Raw genomic sequence first — 22,029 nt, 5'->3', positions numbered from 1 at the left:
GGCCGGATGTCACCGCGCGCGCTTCGCCGCCTTGCGCAGCTTCCGGCGCCGCCACCAGCCCGGCCCGGAGACGTTCATGCTGCTGGCGCTGAGCTCGCCGTCGACACGCACCACCACGCGCGGCGACACCGGGTGATCGTGACGCCGAAGGTTGACGCTGGACATCGACGGTTCGGCGTTCACCTCGACGGCGATGTCGTCGGGCACCACGATGTTCAGGCTGGCAGCCGACAGGTCGACCGTCACGTGACATTCCCGGCCGGTGAAGGTCGCCTCCATGAAATCCAGCACGACCGACGACATCGAGACCGGCACCGTCAGGCGTTCGGGCACCACCCAGCGGCCGACTCGTTCCACGTTCGAACCCTGGGCCGAGATGACCTCCGGGTCGCGCTTCGCGACCGGCGCACTGGTGTCGTCGTCACCGAGGTCGGCGACGACGGCGCTCAACTCGCCGTGGGTGCGCGCCGCGAGGGCCGCGCCGAGCCGCTCGTCCAGTTCGTCCAGGCCGAGCCGCCCGTCCGACGCGGCGGCGCGGACCCGCTCGGCCACGCTCTCCCGGTCGGCGTCGGAGACGCGTTGCAGGGCACGCCGCTCGTCGGAGTTGCTGTCGACCATGGCGTCGACTCTATCGACGCGCCGGTGGGTCGAGCGTGAGGATCTCCGGGCCGGCCGGGGTCCCGCAGCACCCGCCGCCGTCGCCGTCGTAGTCTCCGGAGCCGCCGCAGACGCCGGATTCCGGCAGCGTCAGCTCCACCCGCCGGGCAGCGGCGCGGTCCCCGGCCAGGTCCGCGGCGATGCTCCTGACCTGCTCGTAGCCGGCCAACGCCAGGAACGTCGGCGCCCGGCCGTAGCTCTTCATCCCGGCCAGGTAGACGCCTGGTTCGGGGTGGGCGAGCTCGGCCACGCCATGCGGCGCGACGCTGCCGCAGGAGTGGACGTTCGGGTCGATCATGGGAGCCAGCTTCACCGGTGCCTGCAAGGTGGCGTCGAGCTCGAGCCGCAGCTCGGAGAGCCAGGACAGGTCCGGGCGCATCCCGGTCAGCACGACCACCCGGTCGACGTCGTCGACGGTGTGCCCGTCCACGGACGTCAACCGCAGCCGGCCGCCGGGCAGCGGCTCGACGGCCTCGGTGCGGAAGCCGGTCACCACCCGCACCCGGCCGGCCTCGACAGCCTGCCGGGCCCGCTGCCCCAGCGCGCCACGGGCGGGCAGCTGGTCGGCGTCGCCCCCACCGAAGGTGTCGCCGACGCTGCCCCGGCGCACCACCCAGGTCACCGTGGTGCCGTCGACCTCCTCCGCCAGCCGCGCCAACGCGACGAGAGCGGTCTGGGCGGAGTGGCCGCTACCGGCGACGACGACGTGGCGGCCGGCGAAGCGCCCCCGCACCTCGGGGAGCGACAGGTCGGGGCCGCGGTAGCTCAACCGCCCCGTCCCGGCGGCCGCCGCCTCGCCGAGCGCGGGCAGCCCGTCGCCGCCGATGGGGTTGGGAGAGCCCCAGGTGCCCGACGCGTCGACCACGCCGCGGGCGAGCACCCGCACCTCGCGCCCGTCGGACAGCCGCAGGTGAACGGTCAGCGGCTCGGTGTCGCGGCCGGCGTCAACCACCCGGTCGCGGCCGCGGCGGGCCACGCCGACGACCTCGGCACCGAACCGCACCCGCTCCCCCAGAGCCGCGGCCAGCGGCCGGAGGTACTGGCTGGCCCACTCCGCGCCGGTGGGGTACCGGTCCGCCGCGGGACGGGCCCACCCGGCCCGCTCCAGCAGGCGAGCAGCCGCCGGCGCCACCAGCTCCCGCCACGGCGAGAACAACCGCACGTGTCCCCATTCCGAGACCGCGCGGCCGGCGGCGTCGCCCTGCTCCAACACCACGACGTCGACCTCGCGCTCCACCAGCTCGGCCGCCGCCGCGAGCCCTATCGGGCCTGCGCCGACCACCACGACCGGGTACGTCATGACCGGATCTCCTTCATCGATACCTGTCGATGCTTGCCGAGCCGACCATATCCGCCGCCTCCGACGCTGACAACCATCGACAACGATCGATAAACTCCCGGCATGACGACCACCGCCGCCCCGCCGCAGCTGCTCCAGGCCGGGGCCGCCGCGGACTACGCCGAGTGCTTCGCCTGCCTGGCCGACCCGACCCGCGTCCGCGTCCTGCACGCCGTGGCCACCGCGGCCGGAGGCATGACCGTCGGTGAGCTCGCCGGGCTGCTCGGCGTCAGCCAGTCCACCTGCTCCCACCACGTCCGCAAGCTCGCCGACGTCGGGTTCGTCCACGTCGAACGGGTGGGCACCAGTACCAGGGTCACCGTCAACGAAGCGTGCTGCACGGGGCTGCCGCACATGGCCGACGTCGTCATGGGTGTCACCGGCGCGACGCGGCCCTCCTGCCCCGACGACGTGCCGGCCGACGTCACGATCCGGGAGCTGCGCGAGGAGGACTGGCCGGCCGTGCGGCGCATCTACGGCGACGGCATCGCCACCGGCCTCGCCACCTTCGAGACCTCCGTGCCGCCCAGCAGCCGGCTCGCGGCGCGCTGGCTACCCGGGCACCGCTGGGTCGCCGAGATCGACGGCGACGTCGTCGGCTGGACCTCCGTCTCCCCCGTGTCCGACCGCGAGTGCTATCGCGGCGTCGGCGAGACGTCCATCTACGTCGACCAGGACTACCGCGGCCGCGGCGTCGGCAAGGCCCTGTTGCACCGGCAGGTCACCGCCGCCGACAGTGACGGCCTCTGGACGCTGCAGACCTCGATCTTCACCGAGAACCGGGCCAGCCTCGCCCTGCACCACCAGGGCGGATACCGCACCGTCGGCATCCGCGAACGCATCGCCCAACGTGACGGCGTCTGGCACGACACCGTCACCCTCGAGCGCCGCCGCGCCGACTGATCGTCTCCGCCGTCCGGACGGGGGCTCGCGCGAATCGTGACATGGCGCTAGATTTCGGTCTGCTCCCAAATTCGTCAAGGACGCAGAGGGGATCGACATGGTGAGAGCTCCACGTGTCATGGCCGCCGCGGCGGCAGTGGCCATGGTGATGGCCGGGACATCGGCCGGGAACGCCGCGGAGGCCGACGACAGCCCCGTCGTCGACCTCGGCGAGCCGGTGCACAAGGTCCAGACACTCAGCTCCGCGATCGGCGAAGCACCGGACGGTACGCCGCTGGGTTACTACGTGGTGTCCGGGAATCCGACGACGACGGCGGAGTTCACCGTTGTCGACCTGCGCACCAACGAGAACGTGCTGCAGACCCGGGTGCCCTACGGCAACTCCAGCCAGCGCACGCTCGGCCAGTCCCCCGTCGACGGCACCATCTACTTCGCCACCTCCGACATCAGCCACCTCTACCGCTACGTGCCGGGCGGCACCGAGGTCGAGTACCTCGGGCCCGCCCCCGAGGGCCAGCGGGTCTGGTCGATGGCCGTCGACCACGAGAACACCGTCTGGTTCGGCACCTACCCGGGCGGCCGGCTGTACTCGATGGACCCCGACACCCTCGAGATCACCGACCACGGCCAGGCCGCCGAGGGTGAGCAGTACATCAAGTCGATCGAACCGGCCGGCGACACCGTCTACGTCGGCACCGAGTCGAACGCCCGGCTGCTGGAGTACGACCGGGCCGGCGGTCAGTTCACCGAGATCGAGATGCCGGCGGGGCACTCGGCCAACAACATCACCGCGCTCGATCTGCGGGCCAACCTGCTGTTCGTCAGCACCGCGAACATGCACGTGCTGAACGTCGACACCGGTGAGTGGGTGGACCGGTTCACGAACGCCAGCGCGCGGGTGTCGCAGCCGCACCCCGACGACCCCAACAGCGTCTACCTGCGCCTCGGCGGCACCGTGACCCGGTACGACCTGACCACCCGCCAGCGCACCGCCACCAGCTGGCGGCCGGGCGCGGCGCCGGAGTCCTGGGGCTGGATCGACCGCGACGGCACCGGCCCGTGGCTGGCGCTCACCTACTGGAACGAGGGCCGCACCTACGCCTTCAACCCGGCCACCGGCAAGTCCTCGTACCAGGTCCCGCAGCTGCTCGGCGCCGGCGCCCAGATCATCAGCCTCGGCGCCGGGCCGGACGGGAACATCTACACCGGCGCCTACCTCAGCCCGCCCGGCATGGGCCGCTACAACCCGGACGGGGACGGCTTCGAGCTGCTCACCGGCACCAGCCAGGTCGAGGGCTTCGGCACGTTCGGCGACACCCTCGTCTTCGGCCGCTACCCGCAGGGCTCGCTGTACCACTACGACCCGTCGCAGCCCTGGCAGAGCGGCAGCAACCCGGCCAATCCGCTGGTGATCGGCGATGAGCAGAGCCGCCCGCAGTCGTTCGTCGAGCTCACGTCGCAACCCGGCACCGTCGCGGTCGCCTCGGTGCCGACCGGCGGCCGGCACGGCGGCGCCATCACGCTCTGGCAGCCCGACGCCGGCACCCACGAGGTGTTCCGCAACGTCATCGAGAATCAGACTCCGGTGTCGCTCGTCGAGCACGACGGCGTCCTGCTCGGCGGCACGTCCATCCAGGGCGGTTACGGCGTGGACCCGGTGACGGAGGAAGGCCTGTTGTTCGCCTGGGACCCGGCGACCGGCCAGACGTTGTGGGAGGTCGCCCCGGTGCCGGGTGAGCCGACGGTCTCCGGCCTCGCCCTCGACGCCGACGGCCACCTGTGGGGCATCGCCGGGAACTCCACCGTCTTCGAGTTCGACCTGGAGTCCCGCGAGACGATCCGCACCATCGACGTCGCACCGGGCACCGACCCCGACGCCGACGCCGACCGCTACGGCGACGACCACCGGTTGCTGTTCGACCACGGCCGCCTGTTCGCCTCCACCGCGAACCGGCTCGTCGTGATCGACCAGATCACCGAGGAGGTCACCACCCTGTACGGCGGCGACAGCGACGACCCGGCCGACCGGCTGCACGAGCTCGCCCAGGACCGCTACGGCGACCTCTACCTCGTCGGCGGGGCCACCCGGCTGCTGCGCTACCCGCTGCCGGACGACACCACCGCGCCGGAGATCTCCATCTCGGTCACCCCGTCGCAGGCGCGCGCCGCCGTCGTCCGGCTGCGGGCCGCCGACGACACGGACGCCACCCCGGTGATCCACGTCCGCGTGGACGGCGGGGCCTGGACCGAGTACACCCGGCCGGTCCTGCTGCGCTCGGGGCAGACCGTGGAGTACCGCGCGATCGACGACGCTTGGAACTCCACCCCGCTCGGCAGCTATTCGCACTAGGACCGCGGGTGAACCTTGATCATGGCGCTGCATTCGTCGCTACAGCAGGACGAACAGCGCCATGATCAAGGCCCTCAGAGATTCCGGTACGGGCGGAAGAACTCGCGCAGCTCCTGCGCGTAGAGCTCCGGCTCCTCGAACGGCGCGAAGTGCCCGCCGCGCGGGGGCTCCGTCAAACGCACCAGGTTCGTGTTGCGTTCCAGCCACGCCCGCGGCGGACGGACGACGTCGCCGCCGAACAGCGAGAACCCGGAGGGCACCTCGACCCGGCGGGCCAGCTGGGCCGGCGGGATGGCGGCGTTCGCGCGATACATGCGCATCGACGAGCCGATGGTCGCGGTCAGCCAGTAGACGGTGACATTCGTGAGGACCTCGTCCTTGGTGAAGCGCCGCTCGATGTCGCCGTCGCAGTCGCTCCAGGCGCGCAGCTTCTCGACGATCCACGCGGCGAGCCCGACCGGCGAGTCGGTGAGCCCGAACGCGGCAGTCTGGGGCTTCGTGCGATGAATCGCGGCGTAGGCGCCCTCGGACGCGCTCCATGACGCCACCTCCTCGAACCACGCCCGCTCCTGCGGGGTCAGTTCGGCCGGGTCGCCGGCGAAGACCGGCAGTCCGCCATCCATGCGGTGCACGGCGACGACCCGATCGGGGTGGTCGAGCGCGAGGTAACGGCTCACGTGACTGCCCATGTCGCCACCGGCAGCGCCGAACCGCTCGTACCCCAGGCTGCTCATGAGCCGAGCCCACAGGCCGGCGACCGCGACGGAGTCCAGCGGTGCGCCGGCCGGACGATCGGAGTACCCCGAAGCCCGGCATGTCCGGCACCACCACGTCGAAGGCGTCAGCGGGGTCCGCACCGTGCGCACCCGGATCGGTGAGCAGCGCGATGACCTTCTGGTACCGCCAGGACGAGTCCGGCCAGCCGTGGCTGAGCACCAGCGGCAGCACCGGCCCGGACGGCGCGACCGCCCGGGCATGCACGACATGGACGCCGAGACCATCGAGGTGGACGCGGAAGCGGGGAAACCGGGCGAGCTCAGCTTCCCGCGCCGGCCAGTCGAACCCGTCGGCCCAGTACGCCACCAGCTCGCGCAGGTAGTCGAGGTCGGCACCGAGCGACCAGCCGGCGTCCTCGGGCGCGTCCGGCCAGCGCGTCGCACGCAGCCGCGCGCGCAGGTCGTCGAGCGCCGCAGGGTCGGTCCGCTGAGTGAACGGCTCGACGAGGGGAAGCGTGTCCGGCATGAAGCTCACCCTACGCACGAGCCGTTCCACCGAACCCACCGGCGTGAATCTGGCCACAGAAGTCCTCGCGCGTGTAGGAATCGCGCTGACATTTGTCAAAGCCCAGCCTCCCGTTGATAGGACAGACGGGACCGTCAGTGTCGATCGGTCCTGTCCTCGTCCCGCGAACTCAGGAGTGCCGTGCTTCGACGACCGCCCGGATCCCGACCCGTCCGCCTGCTCCGTGCCGCCGCGCTCGCGCCGGCCGCAGCACTCATCCTCGCTGGCGCCACCGCCGCTGCCCCGGCCGCCGCTGACCCGGCCGTCGCTGACCCGGGCGCCGACCCGGCGTCCCCCGGCACGCCGTCGCCGGCGGAGACATTCGACGAGCCGGACAAATCGTTCGCCGTCTACGTCGGCAAGGACCTCACCGAGGACGGGCACACGATGCTCGGCGGGTTCGGCCACGAGCCGTCGAGCCACTGGGTCGAGGTTGTGCCCGCGCAGGACCACCCGGCCGGGTCGACGATCACCGTCGGAGTCACGCCGGAGGCCGACATGCCGGGCGAGCTGTCGCAGATCCCGCAGGTCGAGCACACATTCCGCTACATCACGTCGAACTACTCCGAGTTCGCCGGCTTCCCCGCGCCGCTGACCAACGGCGGGCTGAACGAGAAGAACGTCGCGGCCCGCGACGTGTGGTCCAACTCCCGCGAGGAACTGTGGGACATGACGCCCACGGACCAGACCGGCCCGCAGTACTCGGACCTGTCGCGCATCGCGATGGAGCGCGCGAGCAGCGCCCGCGAGGCGGTCGAGATTCTCGGCGACCTCATCGACACGTACGGCTACAGCACGTACGGCGGCAACTCGCACCTGTTCGCCGACGAGAACGAGGGCTGGGTGTTCATCGAGTTCTCCGGTGGCGCGGGCCTGTGGGCGGCCGAACGCCTCGGCCCGGACGAGATCCGCGTGTCCTACCCGGGATACATCCAGGACTTCCCGGTCAGCGCCGTCGACGGCACCGACCCCGACTTCCTCGGCTCCGCGAACCTCGTCTCGTTCGCCCAGCAACAGGGCTGGTACGACCCGGCGACGGACGCCGCGTTCGACCTGCAACAGGTGTACGGCCAGCCGTTCCCGACGGCCGAGTTCGCGGTCGGGCAGGACGCGGACCCCGAGGACCCCGCGCCGTACCGCAACCCGGTCTCGCTGGAGGAGGAGTTCGCCAAGCTCGCCCCCGTGAAGCTCGAGGACGTCATGCGGATCGTGCGCGACCCGCGCTGGTCCGACGACCGCTCCGGTTACGGCCACGTCGCCGAGCTGCGCAGCGACCTCGCCGACCCGTCGCTGGCGACGCTGTGGGTGGCGCCCACCGCGGCCGCGACCGCTCCGTACACCCCGATCGCGATCGGCACCGAGGACCTGCCCGTCGAGTACACCCAGCACCGGTACCTCACGGCGGAGGCGTCATCGACGTACCTGTCGCCGGAGTATGCGGAGCAGGAGGCCACGGAGTACGCGACGCAGACGTTCAAACGCCTCATGTACGCGGCGTGCTCACGGCCCGAGGACTACCTCGCCGAGGTCACCGCGGCGCTCGAGGGCTTCGAGGCACAGTCCCTCGCGGACTGGCGCGACGTGCAGTCCGAGGCCGCCGACGAGATCGCCGCGGGCGGCGACGGCGCCGACGTGCTCACCTCGTACACGCACGACCGCGCGCTCGCCGGCCTCGCCCTCGGCAACCATCTGCTCGACGACGTCCTGGCCCTCTCCCGCGAGAACGGCGGCCTGCGCGTGCCGGAGGTCGAGGTCCCGGTTGGCACGACGGCGTCCGCGCGATCGCTGTCGATGGCCATGGACGGGGTGTCGGCGCGCGACCGGATGAACTGCGACGCCGGCGGCGGCTGGACCGACGGCTCCACGCTCGACCGGGCCGGCTCGTACGGCGACCCGGCGGACGTCCCGGACTTCGACGACGCGCGCATCTCCGGGAACCCGGCCGCGACAGCAGCGGCGGGCGACGGCGACGACCGCGGCTGGCTGTGGGGTATCGCCGGCGTCGCGGCCGGTGCGCTCCTCGGCGTCCTGGCGACGTGGCGGCTGCGCGGCGCGAAACGCTGACGGACCCTCACTCCCCCGGTCACGGGACGGCTGCCGCCAGCCGCCGCGTGGCCGGGGCCGTGGTTCGTTGCTATGGTGCCCACATGATCGAGGGGCGGGGGGCGACGCAGACGGCTACGGCCGAGCCGTCCCACGTGCTCTCCGGGCCGGCGCTGCTGGCCCTCGAACTGGCCGAAACCGCGCGCGGCGTCCGCGGGCTCGACGTGCTGCGCCGTAGCGTCGACCGCGCCCCGCCCGCCTGTTCCTGACCTCCCCCTGACCACCGCGTGCCGTTCCGGCCGCGGCACTCCAGCGCGCCCTGGCGCCGTCCGCTCGCACCAGGTCGCGCCCTTCCGCACGCTCGAGGGCAGGACAGTGAACACTCACACACACGACCCGTACGCCACGATTCCCGCCGACGCCAGGGCCCGCATCGAAGCCGCCCTGACCGAGGCCGCGGACAGCCGCCGGCGACAGCTCGACGCCCTGCCGGCCGGCGACGGCGATCCCACCGGCGCCGCGCATCGCGCCAGCGTCCACCGCATCCTCGTCGAGGTCGAGGCGGCCCAGGCCCGGCTGGCCCGCGGCACCTTCGGCGGCTGCGAACGATGCGGCGCCGTCATCCCGCCCGAACGGCTCGAGCTGCGGCCGTGGACGCGGCTCTGCGTCACCTGCGCCAGCCGCTGACAGGCGGGCAGGCAGGCGGGCAGGCGCGGCCTACCGCTCGACTCATTTCGCGTCGGCGTAACAGTCGGCCACGGCGACACTCAGCGGGAACTGCACCGGGAAGTCGCCGAACAGGAGCCCGCCCGCTTCGGCCGCGGCGGCGCGGACCTCGTCGGCGACCGCCTCGGCCATGCTGGCCGGGGTGTGGATCACGACCTCGTCGTGCAGGAAGAGCGCGAGGTGCGGACGCGCCGCGAACGGTTGGGGCACGAGTGTGCCGTCGGCGCCGGGCGCCTGCCCCAACGCCCACAGCCGGCGCCGGATCGACGCCAGCCAGCACATGGCCCATTCGGCGGCCGTTCCCTGCACGACGAAGTTCCGGGTGAAGCGGCCCCATGACCGGGCGGACGACCTGGCCCGCGCCGCCTCGTCCTCCCCGGCGTCGTCCTGGTAGGCACCGGACTGTGCCTCGTGCCAGCCCGCGCCCGGCAGAGGCGAGCTGCGGCCCAGGTGCGTCGTGACCACCTCACCGCGTTCCCCGGCCCGGGCGGCGTCGTCGACGAACGCCAGCGAACGGGGAAACGCCTTCGCCAGCCGCGGCAACACCTGGCCGCTGGAGCCGGTGGTTCCCCCGTACATCGCGCCGAGCATCCCGACCTTGGCCAGCTCCCGTGTCTCGACCGCGCCGGAGGCCACGATGCCCGCGTACATGTCCGCGCCGCTGCCGTCAGCTCCACGCCCCGCGGCGGCCATGGCTTCGTCGCCGGCCATGGCCGCCAGCACCCGCGGCTCGAGCTGCGCGGCGTCGGCGACGACGAAGGTCCAGCCGGGGTCGGCGACGACCGCCCGGCGTACGTTCTTCGGCAGTTGCAGCGCTCCCCCGCCGCTCGACGCCCACCGCCCGGTGACGACACCGCCGACGACGTATTCGCTGCGGAACCGCCCGCCGCGCGCCCAGGCGTCGAGCCAGGCCCACCCGTTGGCGGTCAACAGCCGGTACAACGACTTGTACTCCAGCAGCGGCGCGACGACCGGGTGGTCGAGCCGCTCCAGCTCCCATTTGCGCAGGCTCCGGGCACCGACGCCCGCCAACTGCATCGCCTTGAGCAGATCGCGCGGGGAATCCGGGTTGAGACTGGCCGGCGCCTCCAGAGCGGCGCGGATCCGGACGGCGAGGTCCTCGAGCCGGGCCGGCCGTTCACCCGCCCGCGGCCGCGGCCCGAGGATCTCGGTCAGGATCTCGTCGTGCACGTCGGCCCGCCACGGCAGCCCGGCGTGGTACATCTCGACCGCCACCAGGGCTCCCGCGGACTCCGCCGCCAGGAGCAGCCGCAACCGTCCCGCCGCGGCCGAACCCGCGACGGCGGCGTTCTGGGCGTCGAGCTCCGCGAACGGATCCAGCTCGGGGGTCGCCTCCGCCGGCGCCAGGTCGGCGAACAACGTGGCCGGTTCGTCCCGCGCCGCCACGGCCGCCGCGGTGGTCAGCGGCACTGGCGCCAGCATGTCCCACGGACCGGGCGGGGCACCGTCCGGCGACGGCCACGCCGCCACCGCCGACTGCCGCAGGATCCGGTGCGCGAGCCGCAGGTCGTGCGCGCGTTCCACCCGCACTCCCGCAGCCAGCAGTGCCGGATACCACCGATTGGTGTCGTCCCACGTCCACCGCGGCCGGACCGCTGCCGTGGCTTCGGCGTCGCGCACCACGGCGGCCAGCCCTCCGGCCGCGACCCGCCGCTCGCCGCCGGGCACGTCCAGCCCGACCACACGCACGGCGTCACCGGGCTCAGGGGCGACGACAGGCTGCACCCGCTCATCTTGCCGTCTCCCACCGACAACCGAATGAGCCCTCGAGCTGACAGGCACCCGGCCGCCGCGACGTCGACGAGCGTCGGCACCTGCACCGACCGGTGTACTCCCCCGGAGGTAGCCCAGCTCGCCGCGGCCGCCGGGCTACTCCCCTGGCCGGACGCGGCAGGCCCACCGCGACCGCGAGGGTCATGGGCATGAACCTCACGCACCGCGGTGACCACCCCCGCACCGGGCCCGCTGAGCCGGCCGCCGGACGGCTCCGGCGAGTCATCCGGGCCCTCCACGCCCACCCGCGACGCGCCCTCGTCGCGGTGTTCCTCTTCATCGTCGTCGCCGGCGCCGTCGGTGCGCCGGGCACCGGAGCGTTCGACAGCGAGGGCGGGTTCACCCCGCCGGACGCCGAATCCCTCCGGGCAGTGGAGCGGATCGAGGCGGCCAGCGGCCTCGAGCCCTCGCCCGGGATCGTCCTCCTGGTCGACACGCCGTCCGCTGCCGACGCGGCGGCAGCGCAAGCGGCCGCCGCGACCCTGGACGAGGTCGACGGCATCGCCGAGGCTGCTCCAGCGGCCACCGCGCTCGACGGCTCCTCCGCGCTGGTCGTCGCGACGTTGGAGGCGGATGCCGACAGCGTGGCCGTGGCACAGAGCGTTCTCGCGATCTTCGGCGACGACCCAGCCGTCACCGTCGGTGGCGGCGCCGTCGCCGGTGTGCAGATGGGCGAGCAGATCGGTGCGGACCTGGCCCGCGCCGAGCTGTTCGCCTTCCCGATCCTGGTGGTCCTCGCCCTGCTCTTCTTCGGTGGCCGCGCGGCCGTGCTGCCCGTGACGGTCGGCATCGCCACCGTGCTCGGCACCTTCCTGGCCCTGACGGGCATCAATCAGATCTACGGGATCAACGCCTTCTCGCTCAACCTGGTGATCGGCCTCGGCCTCGGCCTGGCGGTCGACTACACGCTGTTCCTGGTCACGCGCTACCGGGAGGAGCTGGAGCGGCAGGGACCGTCGTTCGCCGCGGTGGTCACGACGATGCGCACCGCCGGCCGCACGGTGGTGTTCTCCGCCGCCACGGTCGCGGTCGCCCTCGCCACGCTCATGGTCTTCCCGATGGGCTTCCTCACCTCGATGGGTCTCTCGGGCGTGGTCGTCGCCGTCGTCGCCGCGCTGGCCGCCCTGGTCATCAGCCCTGTCCTCTTCGGGCTGTGGGGCTCCAAGCTCGCTCGCCGGCGTCGCCGCGGCGGCGACTCGGCCGAAGCCCGCTGGTACCGGTTCTCTCACCTCGTCATGCGCCGGCCCGGGCTGTTCGCCGCGGTCACCACGGCCGTCATGATCGTGCTCGCCACCCCGGCCCTGCGCACCGAGTGGACGCCGGTCGACGAGACCGTGATCCCGCAGAGTCAGAGCGCCCGTGCGGTCACCGACGCCGTCCAGAGCGACTACGCGGGCACCGGAACCACCCCCGTGACCGTCGTCGTGGACGGCTCCGGCGACGCCGACGGCGGGGCTGCCGGCCTCGCCCGGCAGGCCTCGTCCCTGCCCGAGGTCGTGGCACCCGCCGAGGCGGTCGAGGTGGGTGACGGCACCTGGCAGATCGACCTCGAGGTCGCCGGGGACCCGGCCGGTGAGGACGCCCGTGCCGTCGTCGCGGACGTCCGCGACCTCGCCGACGACAGCGGCACCGACGCGCTCGTCACCGGACCCGCCGCCGAGTTCATGGACCAGCAGGACGCGATCGCCGGCAGTCTTCCGCTCGCAGCCGTCCTGCTGGTCCTGCTGACGATGCTGGTGTTGTGGCTCATGACCGGTTCGGTCGTGCTCCCGGTCAAGGCTGTCGTGATGAACCTGTTGACCGTCGGCGTCGCCCTCGCGGCCATCACCTGGGTCTACCAGGACGGCCGGCTGACCGGCCTGCTGGGTTACACACCCAACGGCGGCATCGAACCCACCAACTTCCTGATCGCCGCGGCGGTCGTCTTCGCCCTCTCCACCGACTACGGCGTCTTCCTGCTCGGCCGGGTCAAGGAGGCCCGGGAGGCGGGCCTCACCGAGCGGGAGTCCGTCGCCGTCGGCCTCGGCCGGACCGGCAGCGTGGTGACCGCCGCGGCCATCCTGCTGGCGGTCGCGATCGGGGCGTTCAGCGTCAGCGAGATCTCCTTCATCCAGCAGATCGGTATCGCCGCCGCGGTCGGAGTCCTGGTCGACGCGTTCGTGGTGCGCTCCCTGCTCGTCCCGGCGCTGATGGGCCTGATGGGCAAGTGGAACTGGTGGGCCCCGATGTGGTTGCGACGGCTCCACGACAGGGTCGGGATCTCGGAGAGCGGGCCGGCACCCACCGAGCCGGTGAAGGAGCCAGCTATGGCCGCTGACCAGGCTTGACAGCTCGCTGCCACCGTCGCGGGCCGGGTCACCGACAGCGGTGGCCCGGCTCCGACGTACTCCCCCGGGAGGACGCCGGATGCGGATGCTCGTCGTTACCGTAGTGCGGGTGGCGACCCCACCTGCTGCTGTCCGCTCGGTTCGCGAGGTCCGCGATCGCCTCGTCGACGTGCTCGCGATGGTGCTGTGCGTCACGATCATGTGGGTCGACGTGGTGCGGTCGCCGGATGCGGACGTCACCGTCGCGGCGGTCGCGGTGATCGTCCTGGCGTCGTCGCCGGTGCTGATCCGCCGGAGGGCGCCGATCCTGGCGTTCGCGCTCGCCATGGCGCTGATTTTCGCGGTGATGACGTTCGCCGGCATCTACGTCACGGTCGCGGCCCCGGGCATCATCTGCGGCTATGCGCTGGCCGAGGCGCGCGGACGCCGGGCCGCGTTCGTGGCCGCTGCGGCCGCGCTGCCGCTCGTCGTCGCGATCCTGCAGGTGTACAGCCCGCACGGCTACTTCACCTGGGACACCGCGAAGAACCTGGGCTACGTCGCCATCCCGCTCGCGCTGGGCGTCGCCGCACACGACCGGCGCGCCTATACGGCCGCGCTGGTCGAACGGGCCGAGTCGGCCGAACGGACCCGCGAGGAGGAGGCGCTGCGCCGGGTGGGCGAGGAAAGGCTGCGGATCGCGCGCGACGTCCACGACGTCGTCGCGCACGCGATGGTCGCGATCAACGTGCAGGCCGGCGTCGGCGCCCACCTGCTCGACCGCGACCCCGAGCGGGCCAGGTCGACCCTTCGCGACATCAAGAGGGTCAGCGGCGAGTCGCTCGACGACCTGCGCTCGATGCTCGGGCTGCTGCGTGAAGGGGATTCCGACGACGACGCCGGGTCCGCGGCTCCGGTCCGGCCCACGCAGGGCATGGCGCAGATCGAGGACCTGCGCGAGGGCCTCGGCTCGGCGGGCATCCATCTGGACGTCGACCTCGACCCCGCGATCGGCGCACTGCCGGCGGCTGTCGGGGCCACCGGCTACCGGATCGTCCAGGAGGCATTGACCAACGTGATGCGCCACGTCGGCCCGACCACGGCGCGGGTGCGGGTCACGCACCGCGACGACGCGGTGGTGATCGAGGTCGAGAACGACGAGGGTTACGGCCCCACGCCGCTCGACGGCTCCGGGTCCGGCAACGGCCTTAGAGGCATGCGCGAACGGGCCGCGGCGATCGGTGGCTCGTTCGAGGCCGGCCCGCGTGCCGGCGGCGGCTGGCGGGTCGCCGCATCCCTGCCGGTGGGCGCCACGTGACCGCCGCGATCCGCGTGCTGGTGGTCGACGACCAGACCCTGGTGCGCGCGGGGTTCCGGGCGCTGCTCGACTCCGAACCCGACATCGAGGTGGTCGGCGAAGCCGTCGACGGTGCCGAGGCGATCCGGCTGGCCGGCGAGCTGGTGCCCGACGTGGTGCTGATGGATGTCCGGATGCCCCGCGTCGACGGCCTTGAAGCCACCGGCCGGATCACGGCCGATGTCCGCCTCGCCGCCGTCCGGGTGGTCGTGCTGACGACGTTCGAGCTCGACGAGTACGTGTTCGGCGCCCTCCGCGCCGGTGCCGCCGGATTCCTGCTCAAGGACGTCGAGCCCGAGGCGCTCGTCGAGGCCGTCCGGCTGGTGCACGACGGTCAGGCGCTGCTCGCACCCCGGGTCACCAAGCGGCTGATCGAGGCGTACATCGCGGCCGAGTCCGCGCCGGTGGCCACTCCCGCCGTCGTTCCGGCACCCGACGACAGCCGCCTCGCCGACCTGACCCCGCGCGAACGCGAGATCCTCGGCCTCGTCGGGCGTGGCCTGTCCAACCACGAGATCGCCGAGCACCTCGTGCTGTCTCCGCTGACCGCCAAAACCCACGTTTCGCGGCTGTTCCTCAAGCTGGGTGCCCGTGACCGCGCCCAGCTGGTCGTAACGGCCTACGAGACCGGCCTGGTCACCGCCTCGTCGGCCGGCTCCTGAACGGCGCTCACCGCAGCGCGAGCGGGGTCTCGGACTCGACCCGGGACAGCTTCTCCGGGTTGCGGACGTAGTAGATGCCGGTGATGTGGCCGGCGCCGTCGACGCGGACCGCCACGACGCCGTCGATCTCGCCGTCCAGGCGCACGACCAGGGCCGGGTTCCCGTTGACCAGGGTGGGTTCGCAGGTGATCTTGCCGACGACCCTGGACAGGCCGCCGGAGGCGAGGCGGGCCACCTTGTCGGCGCCGACGATCGGCCGCAGCGCGGCCTGCTTGACGCCGCCGCCGTCACTGATCAGGACGACATCGGGCGCGAGCACGTCGAGGACGGACTGCAGGTCCCCGGTTTCGAAGCCGCGCCGCATTGCCTCCAGCGCCGCCCGCGCGTCACCCGGCGAGACCACTTCGCGCGGACGGCGCGCATCGATGTGCTGGCGGGCGCGGTGCGCGATCTGGCGGACGGCCGCAGGGCTCTTGCCGACGGCCGCCGCGATCTCGCCGTAGCTGACGTCGAAGACCTCGCGCAGCACGAAGACGGCGCGTTCCGTCGGCGACAGCGTCTCGAGGACGAGCATGAGCGCCATCGACACACTCTCCGCGAGCTCGGCGTCCTCGGCCACGTCCGGTGAGGTGAGCATCGGCTCGGGCAGCCACGGGCCGACATACGTCTCCTTGCGGCGCTTCATGGCACGCAGCCGGTTGAGCGACTGCCGGGTCGTGATGCGGACCAGGTAGGCGCGTTCGTCGTGCACCTGCGCCAGATCGACCTTGACCCACCGCAGCCAGGTCTCCTGGAGGACGTCCTCGGCGTCGGCCGCCGACCCGAGCATCTCGTAGGCGACGGTGAAGAGCAGGTTGCGGTGGGCGACGAAGGTCTCCGTTGCCGGATCGGTGGGGCGCTCGCTCACGGCCGAGCCACCCCTGCGGCGACGGCCGATGCCTCGTCGCGCCTGGCCTCCAGGGCCTTCCGGCGCTTGGCGTCGTCGACCCAGCCCGGCCAGGTGAGCGACCCGGGTTTCCGCGCCTCGCGGACCAGCATCTTGAGGACGCCCGAGCACACGAGCTCCTTGACCTTCGCGCCCGGGCGACCCCCGATGTGCACGCCGACCGCGCTGTCGTTCCGGCGCGCGAACTGGTAGATGCCGGCGCGCCGCCCCAGGCTGATGCACTGGGCGGCGAGCGCCACGGTCAGCGGCGCGGGCTGCTCGCCCGCGATCCGGCTGAGTACCGTGTCCGCGGCGCGCGGGCCGAACTGGACCGCGGCCTGGCAGCTCATCCGCAACGGCAGGTCCGACGGTGCCGCCGAGTCACCGGCCGCGACGATGCGTGTGTCATCCACACTCGTCAGTGTCTCGTCCGTGCGCAGCCGGCCCAAGGCGTCGGTGCTGAGCCCGCTGCGGACGGCCAGGTCCGGCACGCCGAACCCGGTGGTCCAGATGGTCACCTCGCTCGGGAGCCGGCGGCCGTCGCTGAGTTCCACGCCATCGCGGGTCACAGCCGTCACCGTTCCGCCCGGGCCGTCCAGCACGGTCACCCCGAGCCGGGCCAGCCGCTTGGCCACGGAGCGCCGGCCCCGGGGATGCAGGTACGGGCCGAGCACCTCACCGCAGGCCAGGGTCACCCGGCGGCCCAGCTCCGCCAGCTCGGAGGCGGTCTCGATGCCGGCCGGACCCGCGCCGACCACGGTCACCGGGGCCGTGGGCGCAGCCGCGTCGAGGGCGGCTCGCAACCGCTGCGCCGCCTCGAACGTCGCGATCGGATACGCGAACTCGGCCGCGCCGGGCACGCTCGAGTCGGGGCTGCCGCTGCCCACCGCGTAGATCAGGTAGTCGTAATCGACCGTCCCGCCGCTGGCCAGTGCCACGCTGCGCCCGGCCGCGTCGATCCGGGTGGCCGTGTCGACCACCAGCCGGACGTCCCCGGCCAGGACCTCGCCGTAGTCGACGACCGCGTCGTCGGAACCGCCGACCATCTGGTGCAGGCGGATCCGCTCGACGAAGGCCGGGCGCGGGTTGATCAGGGTCACGCCCACGTCGTCGCGCTGCGTCAGGCGGCTGGCCGCCAGGACACCGGCATATCCGCCGCCGACCACGACGACATCGGTCTTCTCGGGCATCGTCTCTCCTCCGCATCAGGGGGTTCAGCCTCAAGACACCGCGCGATCGGTTGTTGTGACAGGCGGTGCGCGCTCCGCAGCGCTCGCCCTACCAAGAATGGTCCACAACAGCGACAATGCCGGGCATGACGCAACAGCGCGCCCAGGCCGGGATCTGGCTTCCCCTGTTCGACGACCTCGCCGATCCTCACGTCTGCACGGAACTCGCCCGCGAAGCCGAAGCCGCCGGCTGGGACGGCGTCTTCGTCTGGGATCACCTGCAATGGCGCCCGCCCGTCCGCAGCGCGGCCGATCCCTGGATCGTCATGGCGGCGATCGCCGCGGCGACGACCCGAGTCCGCATCGGCCCCCTCGTGACGCCTCTACCCCGGCGCCGTCCAGCCAAGGTCGCCCGCGAGACCGTGACGCTGGACCGTCTCAGCAACGGCCGGCTGGTCCTCGGTGTGGGCATCGGCCATGACCGGTTCGGTGCTGAATTCACCGCTTTCGGCGAGGTGACCGACGATCGGATCCGGGCGGACATGCTCGACGAATCCCTGGCCATCCTCACGGCAGCGTGGACCGGGCAGACCGTTCATCACGACGGAACGCACCACCGTGTCGACGACGTTCGATTCCTTCCACGCCCGGCCCAACCCACCATTCCCATCTGGGTCGCAGGCACGGCCGGACGACGCCGCCCGCTCGAACGTGCCGTCCGCCACGACGGCTTCATGCCGGTGAGTCTCACCGGCCCGGACCAGGTCGCCGAGGTCAGCCACGCCGTCCGGGAGCAGCGCGACCCCGACTCGGCAAGCCCGTTCGACCTGATCGTTCCGGTACCGGCCGGCACCGACCCGGCACCGTACGTGGCCGCCGGCGCCACCTGGTGGATGCCCGAACTCGACCCCGAGAACCTCTCCGTCCCGGACGTCCTGGCGGTCATCCGCAACGGGCGCTAGGGGTTGCTCGTGGACCCCTGGCGCCGCCTCGTCAGCCGAGGCCGCCCATCAGGGCGTCGCAGGCCTCAGCGCAGCGCCGGCACGCCTCGGCGCAGATGCGGCAGTGCTCGTGGGCGTCGGCATGCCGCCCGCATTCATCGGCGCACGACCTGCAGACCGTCATGCAGGCCTGCAGCAACGCCCGGGTGATGTTGGCGTCGTAGCCGGTGTGCCTCGACAGCACCCGGCCGGTCGTCTCGCAGATGTCGGCGCAATCGAGGTTCGTCCGGATGCACTTGCTCAGCTCAGCGACATTGTCCTCGCTCAGGCACGCATCTGCACACGCCGTACATGCCTGCGCGCACTCGACGCACGCTTCGATACACGCCACAGACCGTCGCGATCGACGTCGCCGAGGCTCTTCGGGTATGTACGCAACATCTCGGTCACTACCACGGTGTCCTCCTCAGCTGTGCTGGTCGTCGTCCCTGCGTCGCCGAGTACCCGCGCCGCCCGCGGCCATGCACCAGGCGGACGCGACGCCCACGGCTGCGGCCGGCATGGCCCGGCAGTCGCTGGGTATCGCGGTGGTCATGCCTGGTAGAGACCGGATCGCGGAACCATGGGGAGCTCGAACGCCGTACGGTCAGGAGCAGACGTGGCCCCGGCGGGTCGATGTCCACCTCGAGGCGGGTGTCACGGAGGACGAGGTGGACCGGTGGGTTCAGTCGGCCTCGATCCTGCACTCCAACGGCGACGCGATGGACATCGCCGTCAAGGACGGGCGCATCGTCGGCGTGCGGGGCAGGGCCGTCGACCGGGTGAACCACGGGCGGCTCGGCCCGAAGGATCTCTTCGGCTGGCAGGCCAACCACCACCGGGACCGCCTCACCGCGCCGTTGATCCGCCGCGACGGCGAGCTCGTGGAGACCGACTGGGACACCGCCATGGACGCCGTCGCCGGCCGCGCGAAGGAGCTGCTCGCCGAGCGCGGCCCCAGCTCGATCGCGTTCTACACCACCGGCCAGCTGTTCCTGGAGGAGTACTACACGCTGGGGTTGCTGGCGCACGGCGGCATCGGCACCAACCACGTCGACGGCAACACCCGCCTCTGCACGGCGACGGCGGCCGCGGCGTTGAAGGAGTCCTTCGGGTGCGATGGGCAGCCAGGCTCGTACACCGACATCGACCACGCCGACACCATCGCGTTGTTCGGCCACAACATGGCCGAGACCCAGGTCGTCCTGTGGAGCCGGATCCTCGACCGGCTCGCCGGCCCGAACCCACCGCGGATCCTCTGTGTCGACCCGCGCGAGACCCCTGTCGCCAGGGAGGCGACCGTCCACCTCGCCCCGCGGCCCGGCACGAACGTCATGGTGATGAACGCCCTTCTGCACGAGATCATCGCGCACGGCTGGGTGGACGAGGACTACATCTCGCGGCACACGGTGGGCTACGCCGAGCTGCGGACGATGGTCGCGGAGTGCACGGTAGAGCGTGCCGCACAGGTCTGCGACGTGCCGGCTGACCAGCTACGCGAGGCCGCTCGCCTGCTCGGGACCGCGCAGCGGCTGCTGTCGTCCGTGCTGCAGGGCTTCTACCAGTCGCACCAGGCCACGGCCGCGGCGGTACAGGTCAACAACGTGCACCTCGTCCGCGGCATGCTGGGGAAGCCCGGGTGCGGGGTGCTGCAGATGAACGGCCAGCCCACGGCGCAGAACACCCGCGAGTGCGGGGCCGACGGCGACCTCCCCGGCTTCCGGAACTGGTCCAACGACACCCACATCGAGGACCTCGCCCGCGTCTGGAACATCGACCCGATACAGATTCCGCACTACAGCCCGCCCACGCATCTCATGCAGATGATGCGCTACATCGAGGACGGCTCGATCCGGTGGCTGCACGTCTCGGCCACCAACCCGGCGGTCTCCTTGCCGGAGCTGCGCCGGATCCGGAGCATTCTGTCGCAGGAGCGGCTCTTCCTCGTCGTGCAGGACCTCTACCTCACCGAGACCGCGCGGCTCGCCGACGTGGTGCTCCCGGCGGCCACGTGGGCGGAGAAGACGGGCACGTTCACGAACGTCGACCGCACCGTCCACCTGTCCGAGAAGGCGATTGATCCGCCCGGCCAGGCACGCCCGGACCTGGACATCCTGATCGATCTCGCACACCGCCTGGAGCTGACGGACAAGGACGGGGCGCCACTGGTGAAGTGGTCGGACCCGGAAGGCGCGTTCGAGGCATGGAAGGAGTGCAGCCGCGGCCGGCCGTGTGACTACACCGCCATCACGTACGACAAGCTGCGTGGCGGCAGCGGCATCCAGTGGCCGTGCGACGAGGAGCATCCGGACGGAACCGAGCGCCTCTATGCCGATGGAGCCTTCTGGAGCGCTCCGGACTACTGCGAGAGCTACGGTCGCGACATGGTGACCGGCGCACCCGTGGAGGAGACGGAGTACAAGGCGCTCAACCCGTTCGGGAAGGCGGTGATCAAGGCCGCGGAGTATCTGCCGCCGCACGAGCCGCCCGGCGACGAGTACCCGCTGCAGCTGATCACGGGCCGCACGTTGTACCAGTTCCACACGCGCACCAAGACCGGCCGGGCGCCGCAGCTACAAGCCGCCGCCCCGGACGTCTGGGTGGAGATGTCCGCCCAGGACGCGGATGCGGCGGGGTGGGGCGAGGGCGACTTCATCCGGGTGACCACGCCACGCGGCTCGGTGACCGCCCGCCTCCGCGTCAGCGGAATCCGGCGCGGGACCCTGTTCCTGCCGTTCCACTACGGCTATTGGGACACGACCGGCGGCCACGAGCCGGCGAACGGCGGCCGCGCGGCCAACGAGCTCACCCTGACGGACTGGGACCCCGCGTCCAAGCAGCCCCTTTTCAAGACGGCGGCCGCGCGCGTCGAGCGCATCGAAGCCGGTGACGGCTCCCCCTCCCCCGCACCGACGACCACTGGTTCCCGGCCCGTCGCCGCGAACGTGCCAGCCACCACCGGCGGCCAGACGGCGTACGCCGAGGAGCGGCTCGATCCCGAGAGAGGCCCGCGATGAACAGGTTGACCAGCATGGTCGGCAACAAGGTCGGGCTGGCCATCGAAGAGCTCCACCGCGCGGAGAACGACCTCGCCGGCGAATTGCTGCAGGTCTCGGACCGGCACAAGGCCGACCACGACATCTACCATCTCGGACGCGACCTGGCACGCTGGTCGGAGGAGCACGTCCGCCGGCTCGCGGAGGTCGGACACGACTACGACCTCGAGCTCGATCCCGAACCGGACGACGACGCCACCGTCATCGCCAAGATCCGGCAGAAAGGCAGCGAACTCATCGGCCGGTACCACGAACCCGGCCTGCTCCTGCTGCGCGACCTCCGCGAGATCCACCGGAAGGCCGCCGGCGCCTCCCTCGACTGGGAGATCATGGCCCAGACCGCGCAAGCCATGAAGGACCAGGAACTGCTCGACCTGTCGAAGCAGTGCCACCCCGAAACCCTGCGCCAGATGCGCTGGGCCAACGCCAAGCTCAAGGAGTCCGCGGCCCAGATCATGGTGACCGGATGAGGATGGTGACC

General features: G+C 72.1%; 16 protein-coding genes and 2 pseudogenes. 11 read left to right on the top strand and 7 right to left on the bottom strand.

The window, feature by feature from the left end:
- Positions 1-9: 9 nt before the first annotated feature.
- Together JIAGA_RS32990 and JIAGA_RS0109575 are read right to left on the bottom strand one after the other, a co-directional pair.
- A complete protein-coding gene (locus JIAGA_RS32990; RefSeq protein WP_051425915.1) occupies positions 10-618 on the bottom strand; it encodes a DUF1707 SHOCT-like domain-containing protein in 609 nt (202 codons plus the stop codon).
- 10 nt (positions 619-628) lie between these two features.
- Complete coding sequence (locus JIAGA_RS0109575) at positions 629-1,957, bottom strand: FAD-dependent oxidoreductase (protein ID WP_026875479.1); 1,329 nt, start codon at positions 1,955-1,957, stop codon at positions 629-631.
- A gap of 102 nt (positions 1,958-2,059) precedes the next feature.
- Here JIAGA_RS0109575 and JIAGA_RS0109570 point away from each other — a divergent pair, with 102 nt between their 5' ends.
- Both JIAGA_RS0109570 and JIAGA_RS0109565 read left to right on the top strand, forming a co-directional pair.
- Complete coding sequence (locus JIAGA_RS0109570) at positions 2,060-2,899, top strand: helix-turn-helix domain-containing GNAT family N-acetyltransferase (protein WP_026875478.1); 840 nt, start codon at positions 2,060-2,062, stop codon at positions 2,897-2,899.
- Between the two features lie 97 nt (positions 2,900-2,996).
- Entirely contained in the window at positions 2,997-5,249 is a 2,253-nt protein-coding gene (locus JIAGA_RS0109565) for a ligand-binding sensor domain-containing protein (protein WP_157552949.1), read from the top strand.
- Positions 5,250-5,323: 74 nt separating this feature from the next.
- On the opposite strand, the pseudogene JIAGA_RS36110 reads toward JIAGA_RS0109565, so the two are convergent.
- A pseudogene (locus JIAGA_RS36110) lies at positions 5,324-6,491 on the bottom strand (epoxide hydrolase family protein).
- Between the two features lie 426 nt (positions 6,492-6,917).
- On the opposite strand from JIAGA_RS36110, the gene JIAGA_RS28755 reads away from it, so the two are divergent.
- The 3 genes from JIAGA_RS28755 to JIAGA_RS28750 all read left to right on the top strand — a co-directional run bounded on the left by JIAGA_RS28755 (position 6,918) and on the right by JIAGA_RS28750 (position 9,260).
- Positions 6,918-8,594: a C69 family dipeptidase gene (locus JIAGA_RS28755; RefSeq protein WP_169738941.1), complete on the top strand. Its 1,677-nt coding sequence runs from the start codon at positions 6,918-6,920 to the stop codon at positions 8,592-8,594.
- 83 nt (positions 8,595-8,677) lie between these two features.
- Positions 8,678-8,842, top strand: a complete 165-nt coding sequence (locus tag JIAGA_RS34470) for a hypothetical protein (RefSeq protein ID WP_157552946.1) — start codon at positions 8,678-8,680, stop codon at positions 8,840-8,842.
- Between the two features lie 106 nt (positions 8,843-8,948).
- Positions 8,949-9,260, top strand: a complete 312-nt coding sequence (locus tag JIAGA_RS28750; protein WP_051425914.1) for a TraR/DksA family transcriptional regulator — start codon at positions 8,949-8,951, stop codon at positions 9,258-9,260.
- Between the two features lie 42 nt (positions 9,261-9,302).
- Here JIAGA_RS28750 and JIAGA_RS0109540 read toward each other — a convergent pair whose 3' ends face one another.
- Positions 9,303-11,045, bottom strand: a complete 1,743-nt coding sequence (locus JIAGA_RS0109540) for a bifunctional 3'-5' exonuclease/DNA polymerase (protein ID WP_084469598.1) — start codon at positions 11,043-11,045, stop codon at positions 9,303-9,305.
- Between the two features lie 197 nt (positions 11,046-11,242).
- Between JIAGA_RS0109540 and JIAGA_RS28745 the strand changes: the two genes are divergently transcribed.
- From JIAGA_RS28745 to JIAGA_RS0109525, 3 genes are all read left to right on the top strand, one after another.
- Positions 11,243-13,420, top strand: a complete 2,178-nt coding sequence (locus JIAGA_RS28745; protein WP_051426631.1) for an MMPL family transporter — start codon at positions 11,243-11,245, stop codon at positions 13,418-13,420.
- 109 nt (positions 13,421-13,529) lie between these two features.
- Entirely contained in the window at positions 13,530-14,717 is a 1,188-nt protein-coding gene (locus tag JIAGA_RS28740; RefSeq protein WP_211239589.1) for a sensor histidine kinase, read from the top strand.
- Entirely contained in the window at positions 14,714-15,418 is a 705-nt protein-coding gene (locus JIAGA_RS0109525) for a response regulator (protein ID WP_211239588.1), read from the top strand. The genes JIAGA_RS28740 and JIAGA_RS0109525 overlap by 4 nt, the downstream gene beginning before the upstream one ends.
- A gap of 7 nt (positions 15,419-15,425) precedes the next feature.
- On the opposite strand, the gene JIAGA_RS0109520 is transcribed toward JIAGA_RS0109525, so the two are convergent.
- On the bottom strand, positions 15,426-16,325 hold the full coding sequence (locus tag JIAGA_RS0109520) for an RNA polymerase sigma-70 factor (RefSeq protein ID WP_026875474.1): 900 nt from the start codon (positions 16,323-16,325) through the stop codon (positions 15,426-15,428).
- Positions 16,322-17,533, bottom strand: coding sequence for an NAD(P)/FAD-dependent oxidoreductase (locus JIAGA_RS0109515; RefSeq protein WP_026875473.1), 1,212 nt, complete (start codon positions 17,531-17,533; stop codon positions 16,322-16,324). The genes JIAGA_RS0109520 and JIAGA_RS0109515 overlap by 4 nt, the downstream gene beginning before the upstream one ends.
- A 125-nt stretch (positions 17,534-17,658) precedes the next feature.
- Between JIAGA_RS0109515 and JIAGA_RS0109510 the strand changes: the two genes are divergently transcribed.
- Complete coding sequence (locus JIAGA_RS0109510) at positions 17,659-18,474, top strand: LLM class flavin-dependent oxidoreductase (RefSeq protein WP_026875472.1); 816 nt, start codon at positions 17,659-17,661, stop codon at positions 18,472-18,474.
- Positions 18,475-18,505: 31 nt separating this feature from the next.
- On the opposite strand, the pseudogene JIAGA_RS36105 reads toward JIAGA_RS0109510, so the two are convergent.
- Positions 18,506-18,894: pseudogene (locus JIAGA_RS36105) on the bottom strand (four-helix bundle copper-binding protein).
- A gap of 152 nt (positions 18,895-19,046) precedes the next feature.
- Between JIAGA_RS36105 and JIAGA_RS0109500 the strand changes: the two are divergent.
- Positions 19,047-21,509: a molybdopterin-dependent oxidoreductase gene (locus JIAGA_RS0109500; RefSeq protein ID WP_026875471.1), complete on the top strand. Its 2,463-nt coding sequence runs from the start codon at positions 19,047-19,049 to the stop codon at positions 21,507-21,509.
- Positions 21,506-22,018 (top strand): beta/alpha barrel domain-containing protein, encoded by a 513-nt coding sequence (locus tag JIAGA_RS0109495; RefSeq protein ID WP_026875470.1) that lies wholly within the window; start codon positions 21,506-21,508, stop codon positions 22,016-22,018. The genes JIAGA_RS0109500 and JIAGA_RS0109495 overlap by 4 nt, the downstream gene beginning before the upstream one ends.
- Positions 22,019-22,029 lie beyond the last annotated feature (11 nt).

It is taken from the genome of Jiangella gansuensis DSM 44835, from assembly GCF_000515395.1.
GTDB lineage: Bacteria > Actinomycetota > Actinomycetes > Jiangellales > Jiangellaceae > Jiangella > Jiangella gansuensis.
Note: the sequence above shows the minus strand (reverse complement) of the source record. Positions and strands in the feature narration are given on the sequence as shown.